This window comes from Lysinibacillus sp. SGAir0095 (genome assembly GCF_005491425.1).
Taxonomy (GTDB): Bacteria; Bacillota; Bacilli; order Bacillales_A; family Planococcaceae; genus Ureibacillus.
In genome coordinates, this window is sequence record NZ_CP028083.1 from 787,486 (window position 1) to 811,102 (window position 23,617).

A 23,617-nucleotide genomic window follows, 5' to 3' on the forward strand; every position below is an offset into this window, starting at 1 on the left:
TTACATCCTCCCAAGTGGATAAAATTAGTGTATATTCTTTATAATAGGCTTATATGGAGGGATTGACAATATGGCAAATGAAGAAAAACCAAAACAAAAGATGGGCTTTACCATCATTAAAAATGACCCAACAGATGGACATAAAGGCTTTGGTATCGGTTCGCTATCCTTAGAGAATGTATCGCCAGTTTTTATTGATATAGAAGAAAGAAACGCATTTATTGATATTGGTGCGATGCATGCAAAAAGTGAAGTAGAGCGTCGAGTTAAATTTACCACAAATCGTGAGGATTCTGAAGGAGGAAAACCTTACTGGCTAGTTTGGGTAACGATAGATTTTAAAGAAAGTGGGCCGTATTTTGCTGGAGTAACAGCCTGTGAAATGGTCGTAAACAAAGAAAAACGCCGTGGGTATAAGATTTTGGCAGACCATGTCAATAAAATGGACAAATCCATGAAACGTAAAATCATTGTGGATCACATGGATGATGTATCGAAGGAAGTACTGGCAGACTTTTTGAAAAGTCACAACTTAGAAATGTGGGAAAGAAGCGAGGAGCAGCTTCGAAACGATTTAACCCTAAATAAATAATGAGTAGTATCTCAAATGGAAACGTGTTTCGGAAATAATATTTAGTCAATAGTTTTTAGTGAAAAGTGGCTGCTAAATTTGAACAAAATGTGACATTTCGAAATTAGATTTAATCCGTTATTGAAACTAAGTTTGAAAAAAAGTACACTGAAACTAAGCTTAAATAGTAAGCTAGGACACTTGGCTGAACGAAATGTTTGAGACTTATGCGGCATTTGAAACATCCCAAGCCGGATGCCCCATGAATCTCATACTTTCGTTTGCCATAAAAATCGATTTACTTAGGAAATCGATATTTTTTTATATTAATATACCAATTTTTACTAATTAATAGTAAAAGCTCTTTCTTGATAGTGGGTAATATCCCAATCAAGAAAGAGCTTTTTTCTTAATATTTGTTAAAGAACCCTTTAAATGCTTCAAATGGGAATAGGTCTAGGAAGTCCTTCCACGAATCTTCATCAAAGAATTCAAACGATGAACATTTCTCTTTTGGAATGTCTTCTGATTTTACGTAAACCATTCTCTGTTTAGGACAAGCATCCGTTGCAAGTTTTCCTGTTTCAATATCGATCATTACCTTTTCTACACCTTTTGGGGCTTCAAAGCTTTCGTTAGATGTCCCCTTATTAATCGCTTCCATAAAATCAATCCAGACTTGTTTAGAAGCAGCCATATCTTGTTGTACCGAGAGGGTCTTGCCTTGATCATATCCATTCCATACACCAGCAGTAACGCTTGGTGTATAGCCCACTAACCACTGATCACTTACCGTAGTTCCAGACTTAGCAGCATACGTATGTGTCATACGAGGGCGCAAGGAAACACCGGTAGCAGGAGAATAATCACTAAACACTGGATCGAAAATACCTGTCATCATATCTGTTAGTAAAAAGGCATTTTCTTCTGAAATAACCTGTTCACTCTTAGGTTTTTTGTATTCATATACAACTTCGCCATCTGCGTTTTTGATTTCAAGTATTGTTGTAGGCTTAGTTTCTTTCCCGCCATTAGCAATTGTGTTATAAGCTTTAGTTAAATCAAATAGTGAATTCTCTGTTGTACCAAGAGCGATTGAAGGGTTATTCGCCTCGGAAAAGTTTAGGTTAAAACGCTCCAATACATCCCGGTATGAGTCGTATCCGATTTCCTCTAAAGTTTTAACAGCATAGATATTATCCGATATTGCAATCGCTTGTGCTAAAGACATTTGGCCGTCAGCGAATTGTCCATTTACATTTTGAGGCTTATACGTAGCCCGACCATTGTCATAGGTAAAAATTGTCTCGCCTACATCTAAAAAAGTAAGTGGTGAAAATCCATTTTCTAGGGCAGCTGCATATAAAAATGGCTTAATTGAAGAGCCGGGTTGACGTACGCCTTGCGTAACACGGTTAAAGGAGCTATCTTCATAATTCCGGCCACCAACTAAAGCTGTAACCTGTCCACTGTTAACATCCATACTGACAAAGCCGACCTGCAAATCGCTATCTGGCATATTTTTCTCTATAGCTTCGTCAACAGCTATTTGATGTGCTTGGTTTAAAGTCGTTTTAATGGACCAGCCGCCCTCACGAATATTAAGATTCTCTTTTTCCAAAATCTTTGAAGCTTCTTGCCATGCAACATCCAAGAAGTAAGGTGCGATGGATTTAGTCGCAGTCCATTGTTCATTTTTTAATATGATTTCTTCCGCATTTGCGCGACTCTTTTCCTCAGCTGAAATGTATTTTTGCTTGTCCATTAACCCTAAGATAACAGCTTGTCGATCCGTTGCTTTTTCAAAATTGTTAATAGGTGAGTAGATACTTGGACCTTTCGGAATCCCTGCCAATAAGGCGGATTCAGCTAAAGTTAATTCACTCGCTGATTTGCCAAAGTAATAGCGGCTTCCGGCTTCAATCCCATACATTCCATGGCCATAGTTAACAGTATTTAAGTAACCCTCCAAAATTTCTTCCTTACTATAGAACAATTCCAATCGGTATGCATATAACGCCTCCTGGATTTTCCTTGTCCATGTTTTATCAAGTGTTAAGTAAAGATTTCGAGCCAATTGCATACTGATGGTACTCGCACCTTCAGCCATGCTTTGTGTTTTCAAATCTGTTAAAAGTGCACTGGCGATACGTGAATAATCAAAGCCATTATGCTCATAGTAGTCTTTATCTTCAACAGCGATTGTTGCATCTATTAAATATGGCGAGATTTCGTCTAATTCCACCCAATAACGCCTTTCAGAAGAGAGATAATCACCTATTCTGTTTCCATTATTATCTAAAAACACGGATGCTTTAGGCACAGTTAATGGTGGAGCACCAGCAATTTGAGCATATACACGCAAAGCAATAAGCCCAACAACAACTGCAAATATCGCAGCAACTGCAGTAAAGGTCGTGTACTTCAACCATTTTTTTCGTTTTCTCTGTCGTCTATAGCTTTCACGTTTCATCCGCATTTCACCCCACTTCATTTTTATACTATCCATAGTATAGACTCGAAAAGTAACCTTTAATCGAATTTATACGTAAAAAAACTGTTGCAACTTGTCTAAAATTATCTATACTTTTTCAAGTAGCTGTAATCTGATGAAATTCCTGATTAAATTGAGAATTATGGTTAGTAAAATGGATATACGAAGATTAAACCATTCACAATATCATATACGAAATAAGTCGAAAAAAGTTTCAAAAGACCTACGAGTTGAGATTTTCATGATATAAGATGGCATTTTTAATAAAACCATGCAATTTAATTGGTAAATGAAAAGTTATGTAATGAAAAAACTGGCCAAATACCAGTTTGAGTTGAACAATTTATCGACAAAATATGATAAAGTGAAACTCAAAGATGCTCCTTTAGACATTGGAGCTTTAGGGAACTCATGCAGAATGAATTTTTTGGTTTGAAAAAAAGAATTGAAGGTGAATTAAATGAGATTTGATGAAACTTATGCAGGAAATGTATTTATTAAAAGCCATCCCAATTACGAGGAATCAAAAGCTGTTCTTTACGGAATGCCAATGGACTGGACAGTAAGCTACCGTCCTGGTTCTCGTTTCGGCCCAACACGTATTCGTGAGGTGTCGATTGGGCTAGAGGAATATAGCTTATATTTAGATCGTGAATTAGATGATGTAAAATTCTTTGATGCGGGAGATATTCCACTTCCTTTTGGGAACCCGGAAAAGTCATTGAAAGAAATCAAAGATTTTGTTAGAAAAGTAGTAGCAGAGGGCAAAGTGCCAATCGGGATGGGAGGCGAGCATTTAGTTTCTCTACCTGTTATGGAAGCGGTATATGAAAAGTATAATGACCTAGCCATTATTCATTTTGATGCACATACAGACCTGCGTACAGACTACGAAGGCGAGCCATATTCACATGCTACGCCAATTCGTAAAATTGCAGATCAAATCGGACCAAAGAATGTCTATTCATTTGGTATTCGCTCTGGTTTAAAAGAAGAATTCGAATGGGCTAAGGAAAATGGTATGCACATTTCACCATTTGAAGTATTGGAACCACTTAAACAAGTGTTGCCAACATTGGCCGGTCGTAATGTATACGTAACAATTGATATTGACGTGTTAGACCCAGCACACGCACCAGGAACTGGCACAGTAGACTGCGGTGGAATCACTTCAAAAGAATTACTGGCATCTATCCACGAAATCGCTCGCAGTGGCGTAAACGTAGTAGGTTTCGATCTTGTAGAAGTAGCACCAATTTACGACCACTCAGAAATGACGGTAAACACTGCAGCGAAGCTTTTACGTGAAATGATTCTTGGTTGGGTAAAGTAAATAACTTTTGATGGAATTTCATGAGCGTTTAATCTCTAATCAAAGGTAATCAAGTTATAGAGGTATGGACCATTATAAAATGTGTCCATGCCTTTTTAGTATTTGCAAATCATATTCTAATTTTGATGGATTATGGGAAATAAATGAAGCATACGGAGCCTATTTTGAGTGAGACTCAACTTTTTAGAAAGTGTAAATATTAGATGGAACTATTTATAGTTGTATCTTGATAAAATTCACCAATTCATCCTATAATAATAAGGTTATATATAGTAATGCTAGCCAAGGAGCGGTCCTCTTCAATGAGTATGGAAGAAACAAAAGTTAAAATAAAATTGAATTCCACAATTTTACCGATAGATGGAGAAAAAGAAAACTACGAAATGTGGTTAGACGGATCTCTTGTGAAAAAGTCAGGAAAGAGCTATCTGCGTTATGTAGAACAACTTGAGGAAAAAGAAATTCGTACAACAGTAAAGATGGGAAATGATCAGGCCCTTATATTACGCGGTGGTGGTGTGAAAATGCGTCTGCCATTTAACGTAATTCAAGATGAAATAGGGGAATACGATACACAGTATGGATCCCTGCCAATCGTAACGAAAACCCTGCATTTATCCTATGATTTTAACGAAGAGAAAAGTATGAATGGAAAATTTTATGTCCAGTATGATCTCGTTATTAGCGGTCAATCTGTAGGGAAATACACATTGGAAATACACTATTCGGAGGTACAATAATGAATGCAGTAGAACAATTGCAACAAGCAATTAAAGACGCCCTGCAAGCGGCTGTTGAGAAATCAGGTTTAGTAGAAGCAGGTACACAATTTACTATCCATCTAGAAACACCAAAGGATAAAGCAAATGGTGACTTTGCTACAAACCTTGCTATGCAACTAACAAAATTAGCTAAAAAACCACCCCGTGCCATTGCTGAAAGCATCTTAGAAAATATGGCAACAGAGGGTACTGAAATTGAAAAATTAGAAATTGCTGGACCAGGTTTTATTAACATCACGGTGCGTAAAGCATTCCTTGCTGATGTTGTAAAAGCAGTAAAAGAACAAGGTGAAAACTATGGTCGTTCGGCAGCTGGTAATGGTGAAAAAGTACAGGTCGAGTTCGTTTCAGCAAACCCAACAGGTGACCTTCACCTAGGCCACGCTCGTGGTGCTGCATTTGGTGACTCGTTATGTAACGTATTAGACTTTGCCGGTTTTGATGTATCCCGCGAATATTATATTAACGATGCGGGTAATCAAATCAATAACCTGGCACATTCATTAGAAGCTCGCTACAAGCAAGCTTTAGGAATGGATGCAGCAATGCCGGAAGACGGGTATCATGGTCAAGATATCATTAATATTGCCGGTAAATTAGCTGATGAATTTGGCGCGGCAATTCTTGAAAAGTCAGATGAAGAGCGCTTTGAATTCTTCCGCGAACATGGTTTAAAACTTGAGTTAGATAAATTAAAAAATGACCTTGCAAACTTCCGTGTAAACTTTGATGTCTGGTATTCAGAAACGTCATTATACAAAAATGGCAAAATCGATGTAGCATTAAATAAACTAAAAGAGAATGGCCACGTGTTTGAAGAAGAAGGCGCAACTTGGTTCCGTTCAACTACATTCGGTGATGATAAAGACCGTGTATTAGTTAAATCAGATGGATCGTTCACTTACCTAACGCCAGACATCGCTTACCACGAAGACAAAATTCAGCGTGGATTCGAGAAATTAATCAACATCTGGGGTGCTGACCACCACGGGTATATTCCACGTATGAAGGCTGCGATTCAAGCACTTGGATACGACCGTGAAAAATTAGAAGTTGAAGTTATCCAAATGGTACAGCTATATAAAAACGGTGAAAAATATAAAATGAGTAAACGTACAGGGAATGCTGTTACAATGCGTGATCTAGTGGAAGAAGTAGGCTTGGATGCGGTGCGCTACTACTTTGTCAAAACGGCTTGTGACTCGCATATGGACTTCGACTTAGATTTAGCCGTATCACAATCTAATGAAAACCCTGTTTACTATGCACAATATGCTCATGCCCGTATTTGTTCAATTATTCGTCAAGCAGATGAGCAAGGGTTCAAAGCGACATTAGAAAACTTAAATCTGTTAACAGCAGAAAAAGAAGAGGATGTATTGAAAAAAGTAGGTGCATTCCCTCAAGTAGTAGCAGAAGCGGCAAAACACCGCACGCCACACCGTGTTGCCAACTACATTCAAGACTTGGCAGCTGCATTCCACAGCTTCTACAACGCAGAAAAAGTACTTAACCCTGAGAACAAAGAACTAACGGAAGCACGCTTGGCATTAATCAATACAGTTCGTGTAACATTAGCGAATGCATTACGTTTAATCGGCGTTGCTGCACCTGAGAAAATGTAAAATTTAAAAGTAAGTAAAGTGACCTAATCGGGCGTTTGTATAAACGTTCGTTGGGTCATTTTTTTTGTTTGAAGGAGTGGGATGAAGGAAAGGGAAATTGAGCTCTTTATTGGAGGAGAGCTTACGGACCAACAAGGATATGTAAAAATTAAAGAAAAGCAAACGAAGATATCTTGCTTTTAATGGTAAATGCGGAATTGCGGGCAGGAGTTCTCCTGGACAAATCATGTACGGCTCCAGTAGATTTTGACCATGAGAAGCCTTATTTCTAATAGAATCTTAGAAAATGAGTCAGTTATTCAAAAGAGGCATTCTCGTTAAAATCACGACTATTCGTAATTGCGAAAACTCAAAATATTCTACAACGTAAATAAAAAAATCTACTAAATACATAAATTCTATTGAAGTTTACGTTAACGTCAATGATATAATTTGGGAAAAGAAGGGGTGAGTGGGTGAAAACGATTCAGGAGGTTGCTAAAGAGTTTGATGTCTCCACTAGAACACTTAGATACTATGAAGAGATTGGGTTGCTTCGTCCAAGTCGTTCGGTTTCGAATCAGCGAACCTTTTCTAAGAAGGAGCTAGCAAAGTTAAAACTCATCTTTCGAGGGAAGAAATATGGATTCTCGCTGGATGAAATTAAGGAGATGGTGCTGCTTTTTGATCTCGACCGGACGGGGATACAACAATTAGAACGGACTGTTGAATATGGCGAGCAAAAGATGAAAGAAATTGACTCAAAAATAGAAGAGCTTGTACAGATGAAAATGGAATTACAGGAATTGCACGCAAAGTTTTACGAAAAATTATTGAATTTAAAGGGAGAGATAGTTGATGAATAGTTCCAATTTGTTAGCGAGAAATGCCCGAAAATATTCAAACAATGAAGCGGTAATCTGTCACGGAAGAAGAGTTTCCTATAAAGAGTTGGATCATCAAGTGACTCGTCTAAGTAATGCATTGTTAGCTCATGGAATAAAACAAGAGGACAAAGTGATTCTTTTTATGCCAAATGTTTTGGAATTTGTTGTAAGCTATTTTGCTGTACAACGAATTGGGGGAATTGTTGTGCCTGTTAATGCCAAGTTTACTCTGTCAGAAGTTGAATATGTAGCCGAGCATTCAGAAGCGAAGGCCATTCTAGCACACGAAGCTATTTTCGTAGCCGTTGAAAAACTCTCAACGATCCCTTTAAAAATTAAAACAGGTGAGGCAACCAACGAATGGTTAAGCTACACACAGCTTTTAACAGAAAGCGAGAGTACCCCTATTGATTGTCAGCTAGTGGAAGATGACCTATCCACAATCCTTTATACTTCAGGAACCACTGGTAAACCAAAGGGCGTTCTATTTAGCTATCGAAATATCCTAGCCGTTTCGCAAATGATAGCAATTGAGATGGAAGTGAAACCGGAAAGTCGCATTCTATTGATGATGCCATTAACTCATTCTGCACCATTGCATTTATTTTTAATGTCAGGAGTATTAGTAGGGGCAACTCTTGTCCTAACACCTACGTTCACGCCAGATTTGTTGATTGACTCAGTTGAATATGAAAAAACAACGCATTTCTTTGGAGCACCTGTAGCTTATTTAGTAACGGCATCTCACTCAAGACTTCAAGGGGCTGATCTTTCCTCGATGAAATGGTGGATTTATGGTGGAGCACCACTTTCTGAAAAGGAAATCCACTTTATTCAACAAGCCTTTAAGACGGATAATTTAATGTGCGTTTATGGATTAACTGAAGCTGGGCCGAGTGGAGCTTTATTGTTTAATCATGAACATGAGCAAAAGGCGGGAAGCATTGGAAAGCGTGCTCCTTTTGGAACAGAGCTTCGCATTATAAATGAAGATGGTGAAGATGTGGCAGCGGGTGAAATCGGTGAAGTGATTTTATATGGTGAAGGGAATATGGTTGGTTATTATCGAGACGAAGAAGCGACAAAGGCTGCACTTCTTGATGGTTGGGTAAAAACCGGTGATTTAGCGCAATTCGATGAGGACGGGTATATTTGGATTGTTGACCGAAAGAAAGACGTCATTATTTCGGGTGGTGTTAATATTTATCCAAAAGAAATCGAGGACCGCATGCTTCAATTTGATGGCATCTTTGAAGTTGCAGTTATAGGTGTACCTCATGAAGAATGGGGAGAAACGGTAAAAGCAGTCTTTGCAGCAAAAAAGCCCATTGAAGAAGAAATGCTCAAAGACTATTTAACTGAACACCTTGCAAAATATAAAGTTCCGAGGGTTTACGAACAAGTGGATGCATTACCACGAAACGCTTCAGGAAAAATACTAAAACAAAAATTGAAGCAACAGGTGGTGAACTAAATGAAAGTTTTACAGTCTATTAGTAAGCGAGAAACAAATTTTTTTGAAAATGACGAGACACTTCATAAAATACTAGAGCAAATGCTCGAGCCGCAGCTTTTAGATTATGCCAAGCGAGAATTGCAGGATTTTGGCGAGCTGGTCGCTGGAGAAATTGATGAACGGGCAAAGCATACAGACCGGGAAGGAGAGCCTCGCCTCAAACGCTATAATCGTTATGGAGAGGAAATTTCAGAAGTATGGGTCAATGAAGGGTATAAAAAAACCATCAAGCAATCCTATAACACAGGAATCGTTGGCTATGTCCATAAAGAAATTCCGCAGTTGGGAAAAAAGGGAAACTATGTTTATAGTTTTGCACAAGGCTATTTGCTTTCTCATTCTGAACCTGGTTTTTATTGTCCTGTGACTTTAACAATGGCAACAGCCTATTTACTGGATCATTATGCAAGTGAGGAATTAAGGGCACGCTTCCTTCCGCATGTCTGTTCAACGGGAGATGTGGAATTATTTGAGGGGGCTACCTTCTTAACGGAACGTCAGGGTGGCTCTGATGTAGGTGCAAATGTGGTCGAGGCCCGTTTTGATGGCGAAAACTATCGATTATATGGAGAAAAATACTTTGCTTCAAATGCAGGGATGTGTGGGGTGGCCATGGTATTGGCCCGTATAGCAAACGCACCCTCAGGATCAAAGGGATTAACACTTTTCGCTGTACCTTGGAAAAAAGAAGATGGCTCAGTAAATGGACTTCGAATTCGACGATTAAAGGATAAATTAGGCGTTCGAGCAGTGCCATCCGGGGAAGTTGAGTTTGATGGAGCTCATGCCTATATTGTTGGGGACCCAAGTAAAGGAATTTACTATATGCTCGAAGCTTTAAATCTATCCAGAATATGTAATGCCATTGCTTCCATCGGGATTATGAGACGAGCATTTCTAGAAGCGAAGCATTATGTATCAAATCGTGAGGCTTTCGGCAAAAGCTTAACAAATTATCCAATGATTCAGGATTCCTTAGCAAAATTTGCAGCGAAACTACATGTGGAAGTGGCTACTACATTTGATTTAATTCAACAGTATGATCGTATTACTCAGGGGAGGGGGTCTTCGAAAGAAACCATTTTAAATCGTTTGTACATTGCTATCTTGAAGAAGGAAACAGCAGAACAAGCGGTGAAATTTGCAAGTGAGGCCATCGAACTTCATGGAGGGAATGGCTATATCGAGGACTTTGTCACACCAAGATTATTACGGGATGCACAAGTGTTAACGGTTTGGGAAGGAACAGCGAATATTTTAGCATTGGATGTTATTCGTTTATTTAAAAAATATGAAGCACACATTCTTTTTGTTGAAGAAATGAACAATAGATTACAGGATATCCCGGCATCAAACTTGAAACAAATCGTTGAAAATCAATTAAATGAAATTGAAAAACAATTACAGCTATTTATTACTCTAGATGATGCTGCCCAAACCTATGAAGCAAAAGGGATTGCGGAAAAAATGGCACTTATTTATGAAAGTGTCATTGCTGTTGAATGGGCAAGTCAACACGGAGGGAAATTTGAAAAACTAGCTGAGATATATCTAGAAGAAACTTGGAAGCTGCGTAAACTAGGTGATCCAATGATTACGGTCCAATACTTTCATGAAATAATCTAATATTAAAAAGAGAGCTCCATTTTGAAATGGCGCTCTTTTTCATTTTATAATTCATATTAAGTTAGTAAGAATTGACGGATGGAAGATCCAAAAAGTAAAATGGCTGTATGATGTAGTACGGATTTCGTTAAATGAGGAGATGATCATTTGAAAAGTCTATTTATTAAAACGGAGGAACAAAGGAAATGGTTAGAAAAATTGGCATCCTTAAAAGAGGAATTTAAAAACAATGCCCAACAAATTGATGAGCAATCTGTCTTTCCTCATGAACATATACAGAAGCTAAGAGAAATTGGCTATACAAAAATTACTCTACCAAAAGAATTAGGGGGAGAGGGTTTTAGTGTTTATGATGCGATTTTAATACAGGAAACACTGGCGAGCTACGACGGAAGTACTGCACTTTCCATAGGTTGGACGGTATTAACGGTAGGTGAGTTATTTGAAAATAAATACTGGGAACCTGTGAAACTAGAGAACTTTGCTAAAGCGGTAGAAAAAGGCGCAATCATCAATAGGGCGGTAAGTGAAGCAGCAACAGGTAGCCCCATTCGAGGAGGGCGTCCTGGAACTACAGCAAAACGAAATGGTGACAAGTGGGTAATTACTGGACGTAAAAGTTATACAACTGGATTACCCGAGCTAGATTACTTTTTAACCTCGGCATGGATTGAGGAAGAGGAAAAAATCGGTTTCTTCTTAATACATAAAGATACACCAGGTATTACTATTGAAGAGACGTGGGATGTTATTGCGATGCGGGGAACAGGTAGTCATGATTTTGTATTAAGTGAAGTGCAATTAGAAGAATCAGATCTAGTTGAAGTTCCTAACTATACGACTGGCTTTAAATTGAATGGGTGGCTACTGGTCATTCCTGCAACATACTTAGGAATTGCACAGGCAGCACGTGATTATGCCATACAATTTGCAAATACCCATTCACCAAATAGCATTCAAGGAACAATTGCATCATTACCGAATGTTCAAGCGTTACTTGGAGAAATTGAACTGGAGCTAGCTAAAGCACGCTTCGCTTTGTATGGTGCAGCACAAAGCTATGTGGATTTAAAAAATAGAGAACAAAATGGTAGAACGTTAACGGTAGCGGAAGGTGAAGTAATTGTCAATGCAGTAAACGTGGCTAAACATACAGTAACCAATGCTGCCATCACTGTAGTGGATAAAGCAATGCGAGTTGTAGGCGCAAAGAGTCTGCAACGCACAAATCCGCTTCAGCGTTATTACCGTGATGTACGAGCGGGTCTCCATAACCCACCAATGGATGATTTAACAATTAAGAAATTAGCTGAATTAGTTCTGAAACAAAATGACTGATACGATAGATTAGGAGGCTTTGTTTTTCATCAAGCAATGAAAGCGAAAGTTTTATACATTCTTTTCCATAATTAAAGTATAATAGAAAGAAATAATTTCATAAGTAGTAAAGGTCTTTTTGCTAGACTAGCAAAAAGAGTAAAAGGGAAGTTGGTGAAAGTCCAACGCTGTCCCGCAACTGTAAATGGGAGTGGCCCTGCAATCCACTGTTACAAGAAGTGTGTAATGGGAAGGAAGGGAGCACGATGAACATAAGCCAGGAGACCTGCCTTTATGATGATAGATTCACACCTTACGAGGATAGGGGGAGTACAAGGATTGTAATGATATCAATTACTGAACCGTCTCCCTATTTTGGCTAGGGAGGCTTTTTATTTTTGTGAAATGGCAAGAAAAACAATATGATAAAAACGATTTTAATTTCTACTAAAAAATATAATAATGTAAAGAATAGTCTTGAGGTAACATTGTGAAAAAAAGAATGATGCTTGCTTATAGTTCATCAATAGTTATTTTGTTAGTTAGCATTTGGCTTGGGGTGTCCATTGGTTCAGCAGATGTCCCCATCTCAACATTATGGGATGACGAAACAAATCCCAGTGCTTACAGTATTTTATGGGGCATTCGAATGCCTCGCGTTATATTAGCAGGTCTGATCGGCGCCTCATTAGCAATTGCAGGGGCAGCCTTTCAAGGGTTGCTAAAAAACCCTTTAGCTGATCCATATACGCTTGGAATTTCTTCAGGAGCTTCTGTTGGTGCAGTGGCAACAATTTTCTTTAGTCTTTCAATACCTGTAATAGGGACATACACCCTGCCACTTTTCGGCATGGTTGGGGCATTTTTGACGATGCTTCTCGTATTAACCTTTGCCCGTTTCATCGATCGCTCCATGAAAATGGAAACACTTATTTTAACTGGAGTAATATTCAGTTCATTTTTGGGATCGTGTATTTCGTTAATGATTGCGCTTACTGGCCAACAGCTACGTGAAATTACAAGCTGGTTACTTGGCAGTGTATCTATGCGTGGATGGCCATATGTCCAAATGATTTTGCCCTTTGTTTTGATTGGGGTCATACTTTTGTGGCTTAACCGAAGAGAATTAAATGCAATGATGTATGGTGATGAACGAGCACAGGCCTTGGGTGTAAACGTAAAGTTTAGGAAGTATGCGATTTTAACTGGAGGTTCGATGCTTACGGGAGCCGCAGTTGCAGTATCTGGTACCATTGGCTTTGTTGGGTTAGTCGTTCCTCATATGACGCGTATGCTTTGGGGAACGGATCATCGTCATTTATTGACCTTATCCTTTTTAAATGGAGCAAGTCTGTTGATTATTTGTGATCTGGTCTCTAGGACGATTATCACACCATCAGAATTGCCAATTGGTGTGATTACAGCCTTTATTGGCGCACCTGTCTTTTCATATATCTTCTTTAAACAACGAAGAAGCAGGGGGTGAAGATATGCTACAGGTTCAAAATATTTCAGGTGGTTACGGAGCAACCCCCATTCTATCAAATATTACATTTCAAGTAGAAAAAGGCAAAATGGTTGGAATTCTAGGACCAAATGGATGCGGAAAGTCAACCTTATTAAAGGTAATCAGTGGCATAATGAGTCCTACTTTTGGAACGGTCCACATAGATGGAGCAGAAATAGGTGAATACTCAACTCGTGAGTTAGCAAGAAAAATGACGATCTTACCTCAACTACATGCAACAGCCTTTTCGAGTACAGTTCGTGATACCGTGTCAATTGGCCGGTACCCACATCAATCAGGCTTCTTCTCAAGTTGGGGAGCAGAAGATGAAAGTGCAGTAAAAAAGGCAATGCAGCAGACGGATATCCAAAAATATGAAAATCACTATTTGGAATTTCTATCCGGTGGGGAGCAGCAAAGAGTTTTCATTGCACAAGCACTTGCACAGGCCTCAAGTTTACTGTTACTTGATGAGCCGACAAATCATTTAGATATTGCACATCAAAAGCAAATATTAGATATGATCCGTAAGGAAGTTACCGAAAATAATTTAACAGTTGTTTCCGTATTCCATGATATTAACCTGGCGTCACTCTACTGTGATGAAATACTTTTAATGGAAAAGGGTAAAGTCAGAGCTAATGGTGCCCCACATGAGGTATTACTTGAAGAACAAATTATGGCTGTTTATGATACAGGGATTTCTATACAAGCACATCCCGAACAACCAAAGCCGCAAATGACAATTTTACCTGAATTACGAGAACAAGCTGAAGAAAAAGTGATTACAGAAGGGCATTTAACAATAAAAGATGAATATGTTGAATTTAAATCCGATTTTCCTTTAAGGGTGCTTTCATCGGCAGTACATAATGCGGGAATGGGTTGGTATGCGAGCTTCATCAATCGGACAGTAAACCCGGATTATGATATTGAGCATGTAAAGGAAGAATATTTTCAGTATTTAATAAATGAAGGATTTTCTCCAACAAATACGGTTGGAATGATGACTGCTGTTGATACCAAAGGTGCTGTAATTAAGAAATATGGGATTTCCTCTGGTGAAGTATTCGTTGTAGTAACCGCTGGAGTTGGCAATGCCATTGACGTTTCACAAAGTTATAGACGTAACAATTCCTCTTATGTCGGAACCATTAATACGTGGGTAATTATTAATGGAAAATTATCTGATGAAGCTTTTGTGCAAGCGATGATGACAGCAACAGAAAGCAAATCGAAGGCACTTCAGCATGAAGAGGTATACGATTTAGTTTCCAATACAATTGCGACAGGGACACCAACAGATAGTTTACTGATCGCCGCAACGCAGTCAGGGGAGTTAATGCAATATGGAGGACCAATTACTGAGGTCGGTCAAGTAATTGGTAGAGGCGTATTTGAAGCGACCGTAGAAGCGATTCAATCTTATCGAAAAGGGGATAGATAGTATGAAACTTTACACAAAAACAGGGGATAAAGGCAAAACGAGTTTAATGGGAGGACGCGTTAGTAAGGATGATTTGCGTGTAGAGGCGTATGGCACAATCGACGAGCTAAATTCATTTATTGGCAAGGCTGTAACAGAATTAGACCCAGCTGTTTTCAAAGACTTACTCGAAGATCTTGAAACAATTCAGCATGAGTTGTTCGATTGTGGCGGTGATTTGGCAAATGTCATGAAAGAACGTAAATATACATTGCAGGAAGCATCTATAGAAGTGTTGGAAAAAAGAATTGATGCACTTTCAGATGAAGCTCCACCTTTGAAAAGATTTATCCTGCCAGGGGGGACACCAGCTGCCTCAACTCTCCACATTGCTCGTACAGTTACACGTAGAGCTGAACGTCGAGTTGTCACGCTGATAAACGAAGTAGAGGATGTGCATGTGATTGTACAAAAATATCTAAATCGTTTATCGGATTACTTCTTTGCTGCTGCGCGTGTGGTTAACTTCCGATCGAACGTCAAAGATATCGAATATATTCGTAGTGGAGATGTATTTAAATAAGCAATAAAAAACAATCCTTCTGAACGGGATTGTTTTTTTTTTTTTTCTATATATTCATTTCTGTTATTAAGGAAATAGCACTGCTATTATAGTGTTAACGAATTAAACTAGTAGAAAAAATAAGTATAATTAACAATATATCAATAAATTATTAGAAATATTCGAACAACGCATTGACTGAATGCTCATTCATAATTTACAATAGAGACATAAAAAAGAGGGTTTTTGAATAATATTATAGAATATTTTAAGACTGCTCAAGTAAGTTTTTTAAACAAAGGGGAAAAAGGGAAAAGGGGGAGAAAATATGAATGGATTGCTTATTGCAAACTGGGTGTTATTTGCAGCGGTTGTTTTATACGCGTTGGGACTATTCTTTTATTTACTTAAAACACGCTATGAGTTCATTCAACTTGGGAGAAAAGAAGAGTTTGAGTTAAAGCTGAAAGAACGAATTGGAGATTTGGCAGAAAAGGTTTTTGGACAATCCAAGCTTCTAAAAGATAAAAAAATGGGCTTGGTCCATGTTGCCTTTTTCTACGGATTCTTATTAGTTCAATTAGGAGCAATAGATTTAATTTGGAAGGGACTAGCACCGGATTCACATCTGCCACTTGGTGGATTATATCCTGTATTTACATTCTTCCAGGAGATTGTAGTATTAGTTATTTTAGTTGCAGTGGCTGTCGCGTTTTATCGTCGTTACATGGAAAAGCTAGTTCGACTTAAACGAGGCTTTAAAAACGGTTTAGTCTATTTGTTTTTAGGTGTGTTAATGTTCGCCACTTTAATAGGCAACGGTATGGCACTTATTTGGCATGGACATGCTTTAACATTAGCGGAACCGGTTGCATCAAGTATTGCTTGGGCTTTCCAATGGATGTCACCAACTGCAGCAGCAGTCGTATTTTTCGTTATGTGGTGGGCGCATTTAGTGGCATTACTTGCATTCCTTGTTTATATTCCACAAGGTAAGCACTTCCACTTAATAACAGGTACTTTAAATGCTGTTGCTAACCGACAAGATCGTATTGGGACACTTCGCCCTATTGACTTTGCTGCATTAGAAGAAGCTGAAGATGAAGCGGACATGCCGGCTCTAGGTGTTGGCAAAATTACTGACTTCACTCAGAAGCAAATGCTGGATTTATATGCATGTGTAGAATGTGGCCGTTGTACGAATATGTGTCCAGCAACAGGAACAGGGAAAATGCTCTCTCCTATGGACTTAATCGTCAAGCTGCGAGACCACCTAACGTTTACAGGGGCAGTGACAACAAAACAAAAACCATGGGTACCAGCTTTCGCATTTAATAATACGCAAGGAAACCAGCTTGCTATGGCAGCTGGGGCAGAGGGTGCTGTAATTGAAGACATCTATAGTCCTTCATTGATTGGGGATGTTATTACAGAAGAAGAAATTTGGGCATGTACAACTTGCCGTAACTGTGAAGACCAATGCCCGGTAATGAATGAGCATGTGGATAAAATTATTGACCTGCGTCGTTATTTAACAATGACTGAAGGTAAAGTAAACTCTGACGCACAACGCGCGATGAATAATATTGAACGTCAAGGAAATCCTTGGGGTCTTAACCGTAAAGAAAAAGAAAATTGGCGTGAAATGGATCCATCAGTTACAATTCCAACTGTGAAGGAAGCAAAAAAATCGGGTGAAGGTTTTGAGTATTTATTCTGGGTAGGTTCAATGGGATCATTTGATAGCCGTTCACAAAAAATCGCTCTATCCTTTGCTCGTTTAATGAATGAGGCTGGTGTGAAATTTGCGATTTTAGGAAATAAGGAGAAAAACTCCGGGGACACTCCTCGCCGATTAGGAAATGAGTTTTTATTCCAAGAGCTTGCTGCGGCAAACATCGAAGAATTTGTGAAAAATGATGTGACGAAAATCGTTACGATTGACCCTCACGCATACAATATCTTTAAAAACGAGTACAAGGATTTTGGATGGGAAGGGGAAGTGTATCACCATACGGAGTTATTATACGATTTAGTAAATGATGGAAAACTAACATTAAATCATCGAGTAGATGAAACAATTGTATTCCATGATTCATGCTATCTAGGACGTTACAATGATGTATATGATGCACCGCGTGAAATTCTAAAAGCAATACCAGGCGTAAATCTTGTTGAGATGGAACGTAACCGCGAAACAGCCATGTGCTGTGGTGCAGGTGGTGGTCTAATGTGGATGGAAGAACACGTAGGAAACCGTGTCAATGTCGCACGTACAGAACAAGCATTAGCAACAAATGCATCCATCATTTCTTCAGGTTGTCCATACTGTCTAACAATGCTGTCAGATGGAACAAAAGCGAAAGAGGTAGAGGAATCAGTAGGTACATTCGACATTGCAGAGCTATTAGAACGTTCTGTATTCGGCGAAAAAGTAGCTGAAGTGGTTGAAGAAGAAGTAGTAGAAGTTTAAGAAGATGCTTTAGTTGAGTAAACGAAAAAAACGTTTTTTCAAAGGTAATTAATATCTAAAGAAGCAAAAATTTAAATATCAGAAAAATTGAAATTGATTATCAGATTAATATTCTATAAAATATAGATAAATGTAAAAAGGGAGTTCTAAATGACTCCCTTTTTTATTAAACATAAATTGAGCGAGCGTTCAGTCGATTAATGATGTTCTCAATTATGTTGGGGCGTGAATTGTGTAAGGCGGAAAAGAATCCAGTGCCAATTAAATACAAAAGCACCTCATAAAGCAAGGATAAAAATACTGTATTTTTAAAAATCGAAAAACAAAGGGGATGTAGATTTGAGTAGAACAGTAATTTTAGATGGGGCAAGAACACCGTTTGGAAAGTTTGGGGGAACACTTTCGACTTTAACAGCAAGTGATTTAGGCGGCAGTGCCATTAAAACAGCTTTGGAGAGAGCTAATGTCGCTCCAGACCAAGTAGATGAAGTCATTATGGGGACTGTACTTCAAGCTGGGCAAGGGCAGATTCCTTCACGACAAGCAGCAGCAAAAGCAGGAATTCCTTACTCTGTTAAGACAGAAACGATTAATAAAGTATGTGCGTCAGGATTGCGAAGTGTTACATTAGCAGATCAGCTAATTCGTTTGGGAGACGAAGAAGTGATTGTTGCAGGTGGTATGGAGTCGATGTCAAATGCACCTTATTATTTACCAAATGGACGATGGGGCCTTCGGATGGGCGATGCGAAATTGGTAGATGGCATGGTGTACGATGGTTTATCCTGTTCGTTCCATCCAAATAATGTCCACATGGGGACTTATGGCAATGAAACGGCAAGTACATTTGAACTTGCTAGAGAAGCACAGGATGAATGGGCAGTAAGAAGTCATCATTTAGCGACTAAAGCGATAGAAGATGGTAAATTTGCTGAAGAAATTACACCTATTGAGATAAAAGGTAGAAAAGGCGACATAACAACAGTACTGGAGGATGAAGCACCTCGTAAAAACACTTCATTGGAAGCGTTATCAAAACTAAGACCTGCATTTGACAAAGACGGTTCAATAACAGCTGGAAATGCACCAGGTGTAAACGATGGAGCTTGTGCATTCGTGTTAATGAGTGAAGAGAGAGCAAACAAAGAAGGACGAAAGCCATTAGCCTATGTACTGGGGCATGCTGAAGTTGGCGTGGAGCCTAAGGATTTTCCGCAGACACCTGGACTTGTTATTAATGAGTTGTTAAAGAAAACAAACAAATCTATTGAAGAAATTGATCTTATTGAAATTAATGAAGCATTTGCTGCAGTTGCTCTAGTTAGCAACCAGATTGCTGGAATAGATTCAGAGAAAGTTAATGTCAATGGAGGAGCAGTTGCACTAGGACATCCAATTGGAGCATCAGGTGCTAGAATCATTTTAACGTTAGCTTATGAGTTGAAACGTCGTGGTGGCGGAGTTGGCATCGCAGCAATTTGTTCAGGTGGCGGTCAAGGGGATGCCATACTGATTGAAGTGCCAAAACAATAATTTTAGTCCGTTGACGAATGCTTTTTATGCACTCTCCAATAATTTAACAGACTTAAAAAGCTTACGGTTCGATTTATCAAGTTAAACACATTCAAACAATAGTCGGGGGATGAGAGAGTAATGGCAATTCAAAAGGTTATGGTTATTGGTGCCGGACAAATGGGGTCGGGGATTGCACAAGTTTGTGCACAGGCTGGCTTTGACGTAAAACTCAATGACATGAAGCAGGAATTTTTCGACCGAGGGCTAGGGGTGATTACGAAAAATTTATCTAGAGACGTAGCAAAGGGAAGAAAAACAGAAGAAGAAAAAGAAGCGGTACTTAGTCGAATTTCAATGTCCCTTGAATTGAAGGATGCCTTTGATGCGGATCTTGTGATTGAAGCAGCTACAGAAAATATGGATATTAAGCAATCTATCTTTAAAGAGCTAGATAGCATTGCACCTAAACATACAATATTGGCAACAAATACTTCGTCTTTACCAATCACAGAGATTGCTGCTGTCACACAAAGACCTGAGCAAGTGATTGGAATGCATTTTATGAATCCGGTACCAGTAATGAAGCTTGTTGAAATCATTCGAGGCCTTGCAACGAATGATGAGGTTTACCATGCAGTAGAAGAAATGACACTTAAACTATCAAAAACACCAGTAGAAGTAAATGATTTTCCTGGATTTATCTCAAACCGTATTTTGCTTCCAATGATTAATGAAGCGATTTATGCATTGTATGAAGGGGTTGCATCAAAAGAAGCAATCGATGATGTGATGAAGCTTGGAATGAATCATCCAATGGGACCGTTGACACTTGCTGATTTTATCGGTTTAGATACATGTCTATCGATTATGGAAATCCTTCATGATGGGTTAGGAGATAGCAAATATCGCCCATGTCCACTTCTTCGTAAATATGTGGCCGCTGGTTGGCTGGGAAGAAAAACTGGGCGCGGGTTCTATGTGTACGAAGATTAAGGAGGGTTTCTATGCATCTAGTATTTACAGAAGAGCAGATGATGATGCGACAAATGGTGCGTCAATTTGCAGAAAGTGAAATTACTCCATTCATCGAAAAGATGGAGCAGGGAGAATTCCCTCATGAAATTCTAAAAAAAATGGGAGAGCTTGGTCTCATGGGCATTACTGTGCCTGAAAAGTATGGTGGGGCAGGAATGGACTTTACCTCCTATATTCTAGCAATCAATGAGCTTTCAAAAGTTAGTGCAGTGGTTGGGGTTATCCTTTCAGTCCATACTTCGGTTGGAACGAATCCCATTCTGTACTTTGGAACAGAGGAACAAAAGAAAAAATATGTACCGAAATTAGCAAGCGGTGAATATTTAGGGGCGTTTTGCTTAACAGAGCCTGAAGCGGGATCAGATGCAGGGGCTTTGAAAACAAAAGCGGTTAAACAGGATGACCATTATATTCTAAATGGGTCAAAGGTGTTTATCACAAATGGAGGAGAGGCTGATGTTTATATTGTGTTTGCCTCCACAAATCCTTCTAAAGGGTCACGCGGAATTTCGGCATTTATTGTGGATAAGGATACACCAGGGTTTTTCGTCGGGAAAGACGAGAAGAAAATGGGGCTCCATGGTTCCAGAACGGTACAACTAACCTTTGAAAATATGAAAGTGCCGGCAGAGAATTTATTAGGCAATGAAAATGAAGGCTTTAAAATTGCGATGGCGAATTTAAATATCGGCCGAATCGGCATTTCCGCACAAAGCTTAGGCATTGCGGAAGCTGCATTAGAGGCTGCAACGAACTATGCCAAAGAGCGAATTCAGTTTGGAAAGCCTATTGCTGTAAACCAAGGGGTAGGGTTTAAATTAGCAGATATGGCGACAGCAGTGGAGGCAGCAAGATTATTGGTTTACAAGGCAGCAAATTATCAATCCAATGGTTTGCCATGCGGAAAAGAAGCGTCGATGGCTAAACTATTTGCTTCCAAAACCGCCGTCCAGGTAACAACGGAGGCAATCCAAGTTTTTGGCGGATACGGCTATACAGAGGACTATCCAGTAGAACGGTATTTCCGGGATGCCAAAGTAACCGAAATTTACGAGGGCACAAGCGAAATCCAAAGAATCGTGATAAGCAAGAATTGAGTGTGTACCAGGTGCAAAAACAATTCGAAGTATTCAGAATTGAATGTGTACCTGGTACATCGAAAAACGGGGGAATGGGAAAATGAATTTTCAATTGTCAGAGGAGCATCAACAATTACGTGAAATGATTCGTGAGTTTGCTTTAAATGAGGTGGCACCAACTGCAGCAGAGCGTGACGAGGAAGAACGCTTTGATCGGGAAATTTGGGAGAAGATGGCCGAATTGGGGTTAACGGGTATTCCGTGGCCAGAAGAGTATGGTGGTGCTGGATTTGATTATTTAGCCTACGCAATTGCAGTAGAGGAGCTGTCACGTGTTTGTGCCTCTACAGGGGTAACGCTATCTGCTCATACGTCATTAGCAGGCTGGCCGATTTACAAGTTTGGGAATGAAGAACAAAAACAAAAATACCTTCGACCAATGGCAGAAGGGAAAAAAATCGGTGCTTACTGTTTAACAGAAGCGGGATCTGGAAGTGATGCAGGTGGTATGAAAACGACTGCAAAGCTTGATGGCGATGAGTATGTACTAAATGGCTCGAAGATTTTCATTACAAATGGTGGCATTGCCGACACGTATGTAGTGTTTGCCGTAACAGATCCTGATTCAAAGCATAAAGGCACTAGTGCATTTATCGTAGAATCAAGCTATCCAGGATTTGGCGTCGGGAAAAAAGAAAAGAAACTGGGAATTCGTTCTTCTCCAACAACGGAAATTATCTTTGATAACTGCCGTGTCCCTAAAGAAAACCTACTAGGAAGCGAAGGAGAGGGCTTTATCATTGCCATGAAAACATTAGATGGTGGAAGAAATGGGATTGCTGCTCAAGCTGTAGGAATCGCACAAGGTGCTTTAGATGCAGCGACTGTTTATGCAAAAGAGCGTGTTCAATTCGGTAAACCAATCGTTGCAAACCAAGGTATATCCTTTAAGCTTGCAGACATGGCGACAGCTATCGAGGCTTCAAGATTACTAACATACAATGCAGCTTGGTTAGAATCCAATGACCTTCCATACGGAAAAGAATCAGCAATGGCAAAATTAATGGCAGGTGACACTGCGATGTCTGTAACGACTGAGGCAGTCCAAGTATTTGGTGGCTATGGCTATACAAAGGATTATCCTGTTGAGCGCTATATGCGTGATGCAAAAATTACCCAAATTTATGAAGGTACACAAGAGATTCAGCGACTTGTAATCTCTCGTATGCTGACAAAATAATCAATGACTGAGAGAAATGAGAAAATCTTAGTCAAATCATCTGTTAAGGATGAAGGGCTCATTGAAATCAGAAGAAGGCAAATTGTTGAGGGAGCGTTGAAACTATTTAAAGAAAAAGGCTTTCATCGGGCCACAACAAGAGAAATAGCCAAAGCTGCCGGGTTTAGCATAGGGACATTGTATGAATATATTCGTACAAAAGAAGATGTACTTTATTTAGTTTGCGACAATATTTATCATCAAGTGATTCAGCGACTATCTCATATTTCTACTAGCTCTGGAACTATTGAAGAGCTAAAAGAGGCTATAAAACAATATTTTTTGCTAATCGATAGTATGGTAGACGAATTTACTATCATGTATCAGGAAACTAAAACTTTGCCAAAAGATGCGCAAAGCTATGTTTTAAAGAAGGAATTAGAGATGGTTGCCCTTTTTGAAAAAATATTAACAGCATGTGTAAAATCAGGAAGCTTAAAGGTTTCAGACAAAGAAGTATTTTTAGCGGCAAATCATATAGTTGTTCAAGGGCAAGCTTGGGCGTTTCGTAAATGGGCGTTACATAAGCACTTTACAATTAAAGATTATACAGATGCCCAAACAAAAATGTGCTTATCTGGAATTTTACATTCTGAAGAGTAATGGAGCTT

General features: G+C 39.1%; 18 protein-coding genes and 1 riboswitch. Of the genes, 17 read left to right on the forward strand and 1 reads right to left on the reverse strand.

All coding sequences use genetic code 11. The features are described from left to right. Positions 1–70: 70 nt before the first annotated feature. Positions 71–592: a YwhD family protein gene (locus C1N55_RS04035; RefSeq protein ID WP_137727617.1), complete on the forward strand. Its 522-nt coding sequence runs from the start codon at positions 71–73 to the stop codon at positions 590–592. A gap of 388 nt (positions 593–980) precedes the next feature. Here C1N55_RS04035 and C1N55_RS04040 read toward each other — a convergent pair whose 3' ends face one another. After that, complete coding sequence (locus tag C1N55_RS04040) at positions 981–3,044, reverse strand: transglycosylase domain-containing protein (RefSeq protein WP_137730532.1); 2,064 nt, start codon at positions 3,042–3,044, stop codon at positions 981–983. 481 nt (positions 3,045–3,525) lie between these two features. Here C1N55_RS04040 and speB point away from each other — a divergent pair, with 481 nt between their 5' ends. The 16 genes from speB to C1N55_RS04120 all read left to right on the forward strand — a co-directional run bounded on the left by speB (position 3,526) and on the right by C1N55_RS04120 (position 23,609). Continuing rightward, positions 3,526–4,398, forward strand: coding sequence for an agmatinase (gene speB / locus C1N55_RS04045; RefSeq protein ID WP_137727618.1), 873 nt, complete (start codon positions 3,526–3,528; stop codon positions 4,396–4,398). Positions 4,399–4,700: 302 nt separating this feature from the next. Next, positions 4,701–5,138, forward strand: coding sequence for a YwiB family protein (locus C1N55_RS04050; RefSeq protein ID WP_137727619.1), 438 nt, complete (start codon positions 4,701–4,703; stop codon positions 5,136–5,138). Next, complete coding sequence (argS, locus tag C1N55_RS04055; protein WP_137727620.1) at positions 5,138–6,805, forward strand: arginine--tRNA ligase; 1,668 nt, start codon at positions 5,138–5,140, stop codon at positions 6,803–6,805. Before C1N55_RS04050 ends, argS begins: the two co-directional genes overlap by 1 nt. Before the next feature lie 455 nt (positions 6,806–7,260). After that, positions 7,261–7,650 (forward strand): MerR family transcriptional regulator, encoded by a 390-nt coding sequence (locus tag C1N55_RS04060; RefSeq protein WP_137727621.1) that lies wholly within the window; start codon positions 7,261–7,263, stop codon positions 7,648–7,650. Continuing rightward, positions 7,643–9,145, forward strand: a complete 1,503-nt coding sequence (locus C1N55_RS04065; RefSeq protein WP_137727622.1) for a class I adenylate-forming enzyme family protein — start codon at positions 7,643–7,645, stop codon at positions 9,143–9,145. The genes C1N55_RS04060 and C1N55_RS04065 overlap by 8 nt, the downstream gene beginning before the upstream one ends. After that, on the forward strand, positions 9,146–10,813 hold the full coding sequence (locus C1N55_RS04070; RefSeq protein ID WP_137727623.1) for an acyl-CoA dehydrogenase family protein: 1,668 nt from the start codon (positions 9,146–9,148) through the stop codon (positions 10,811–10,813). It abuts the gene before it with no gap. Positions 10,814–10,960: 147 nt separating this feature from the next. Then, on the forward strand, positions 10,961–12,151 hold the full coding sequence (locus C1N55_RS04075) for an acyl-CoA dehydrogenase family protein (protein ID WP_137727624.1): 1,191 nt from the start codon (positions 10,961–10,963) through the stop codon (positions 12,149–12,151). A gap of 93 nt (positions 12,152–12,244) precedes the next feature. Beyond that, a riboswitch (cobalamin riboswitch) is annotated at positions 12,245–12,439 on the forward strand. Between the two features lie 193 nt (positions 12,440–12,632). Further along, positions 12,633–13,616 (forward strand): FecCD family ABC transporter permease, encoded by a 984-nt coding sequence (locus tag C1N55_RS04080; protein ID WP_137730533.1) that lies wholly within the window; start codon positions 12,633–12,635, stop codon positions 13,614–13,616. Positions 13,617–13,620: 4 nt separating this feature from the next. Further along, positions 13,621–15,084 carry an adenosylcobinamide amidohydrolase gene (locus C1N55_RS04085; RefSeq protein WP_137727625.1) on the forward strand — a complete coding sequence of 488 codons (1,464 nt, stop codon included), beginning with the start codon at positions 13,621–13,623 and terminating at the stop codon, positions 15,082–15,084. Between the two features lies 1 nt (position 15,085). Beyond that, positions 15,086–15,646: a cob(I)yrinic acid a,c-diamide adenosyltransferase gene (locus C1N55_RS04090; RefSeq protein ID WP_137727626.1), complete on the forward strand. Its 561-nt coding sequence runs from the start codon at positions 15,086–15,088 to the stop codon at positions 15,644–15,646. A 307-nt stretch (positions 15,647–15,953) separates the two neighbouring features. After that, complete coding sequence (locus tag C1N55_RS04095) at positions 15,954–18,098, forward strand: (Fe-S)-binding protein (RefSeq protein ID WP_137727627.1); 2,145 nt, start codon at positions 15,954–15,956, stop codon at positions 18,096–18,098. A 339-nt stretch (positions 18,099–18,437) separates the two neighbouring features. Beyond that, entirely contained in the window at positions 18,438–19,631 is a 1,194-nt protein-coding gene (locus C1N55_RS04100; RefSeq protein ID WP_137727628.1) for an acetyl-CoA C-acetyltransferase, read from the forward strand. A gap of 120 nt (positions 19,632–19,751) precedes the next feature. After that, the gene (locus tag C1N55_RS04105) at positions 19,752–20,606 is read left to right on the forward strand and encodes a 3-hydroxybutyryl-CoA dehydrogenase (RefSeq protein ID WP_137727629.1); all 855 of its coding nucleotides are present in this window, start codon (positions 19,752–19,754) and stop codon (positions 20,604–20,606) included. Positions 20,607–20,617: 11 nt separating this feature from the next. After that, on the forward strand, positions 20,618–21,745 hold the full coding sequence (locus tag C1N55_RS04110) for an acyl-CoA dehydrogenase (RefSeq protein WP_137727630.1): 1,128 nt from the start codon (positions 20,618–20,620) through the stop codon (positions 21,743–21,745). An 82-nt stretch (positions 21,746–21,827) separates the two neighbouring features. After that, a complete protein-coding gene (locus C1N55_RS04115) occupies positions 21,828–22,967 on the forward strand; it encodes an acyl-CoA dehydrogenase (RefSeq protein ID WP_137727631.1) in 1,140 nt (379 codons plus the stop codon). Between the two features lie 3 nt (positions 22,968–22,970). Next, positions 22,971–23,609 (forward strand): TetR/AcrR family transcriptional regulator, encoded by a 639-nt coding sequence (locus C1N55_RS04120; protein WP_137727632.1) that lies wholly within the window; start codon positions 22,971–22,973, stop codon positions 23,607–23,609. The last annotated feature ends 8 nt before the right edge of the window (positions 23,610–23,617 follow it).

What these genes read in the sequence shown, in the direction of transcription:
- C1N55_RS04035 (WP_137727617.1), top strand. Translation starts at nt 71, where the DNA reads ATGGCAAATGAAGAAAAACCAAAACAAAAGATGGGCTTTACCATCATT.
- C1N55_RS04040 (WP_137730532.1), bottom strand. Translation starts at nt 3,044, where the DNA reads ATGAAACGTGAAAGCTATAGACGACAGAGAAAACGAAAAAAATGGTTG.
- speB (WP_137727618.1), top strand. Translation starts at nt 3,526, where the DNA reads ATGAGATTTGATGAAACTTATGCAGGAAATGTATTTATTAAAAGCCAT.
- C1N55_RS04050 (WP_137727619.1), top strand. Translation starts at nt 4,701, where the DNA reads ATGAGTATGGAAGAAACAAAAGTTAAAATAAAATTGAATTCCACAATT.
- argS (WP_137727620.1), top strand. Translation starts at nt 5,138, where the DNA reads ATGAATGCAGTAGAACAATTGCAACAAGCAATTAAAGACGCCCTGCAA.
- C1N55_RS04065 (WP_137727622.1), top strand. Translation starts at nt 7,643, where the DNA reads ATGAATAGTTCCAATTTGTTAGCGAGAAATGCCCGAAAATATTCAAAC.
- C1N55_RS04070 (WP_137727623.1), top strand. Translation starts at nt 9,146, where the DNA reads ATGAAAGTTTTACAGTCTATTAGTAAGCGAGAAACAAATTTTTTTGAA.
- C1N55_RS04080 (WP_137730533.1), top strand. Translation starts at nt 12,633, where the DNA reads ATGATGCTTGCTTATAGTTCATCAATAGTTATTTTGTTAGTTAGCATT.
- C1N55_RS04085 (WP_137727625.1), top strand. Translation starts at nt 13,621, where the DNA reads ATGCTACAGGTTCAAAATATTTCAGGTGGTTACGGAGCAACCCCCATT.
- C1N55_RS04090 (WP_137727626.1), top strand. Translation starts at nt 15,086, where the DNA reads ATGAAACTTTACACAAAAACAGGGGATAAAGGCAAAACGAGTTTAATG.
- C1N55_RS04095 (WP_137727627.1), top strand. Translation starts at nt 15,954, where the DNA reads ATGAATGGATTGCTTATTGCAAACTGGGTGTTATTTGCAGCGGTTGTT.
- C1N55_RS04105 (WP_137727629.1), top strand. Translation starts at nt 19,752, where the DNA reads ATGGCAATTCAAAAGGTTATGGTTATTGGTGCCGGACAAATGGGGTCG.
- C1N55_RS04110 (WP_137727630.1), top strand. Translation starts at nt 20,618, where the DNA reads ATGCATCTAGTATTTACAGAAGAGCAGATGATGATGCGACAAATGGTG.
- C1N55_RS04115 (WP_137727631.1), top strand. Translation starts at nt 21,828, where the DNA reads ATGAATTTTCAATTGTCAGAGGAGCATCAACAATTACGTGAAATGATT.
- C1N55_RS04120 (WP_137727632.1), top strand. Translation starts at nt 22,971, where the DNA reads ATGACTGAGAGAAATGAGAAAATCTTAGTCAAATCATCTGTTAAGGAT.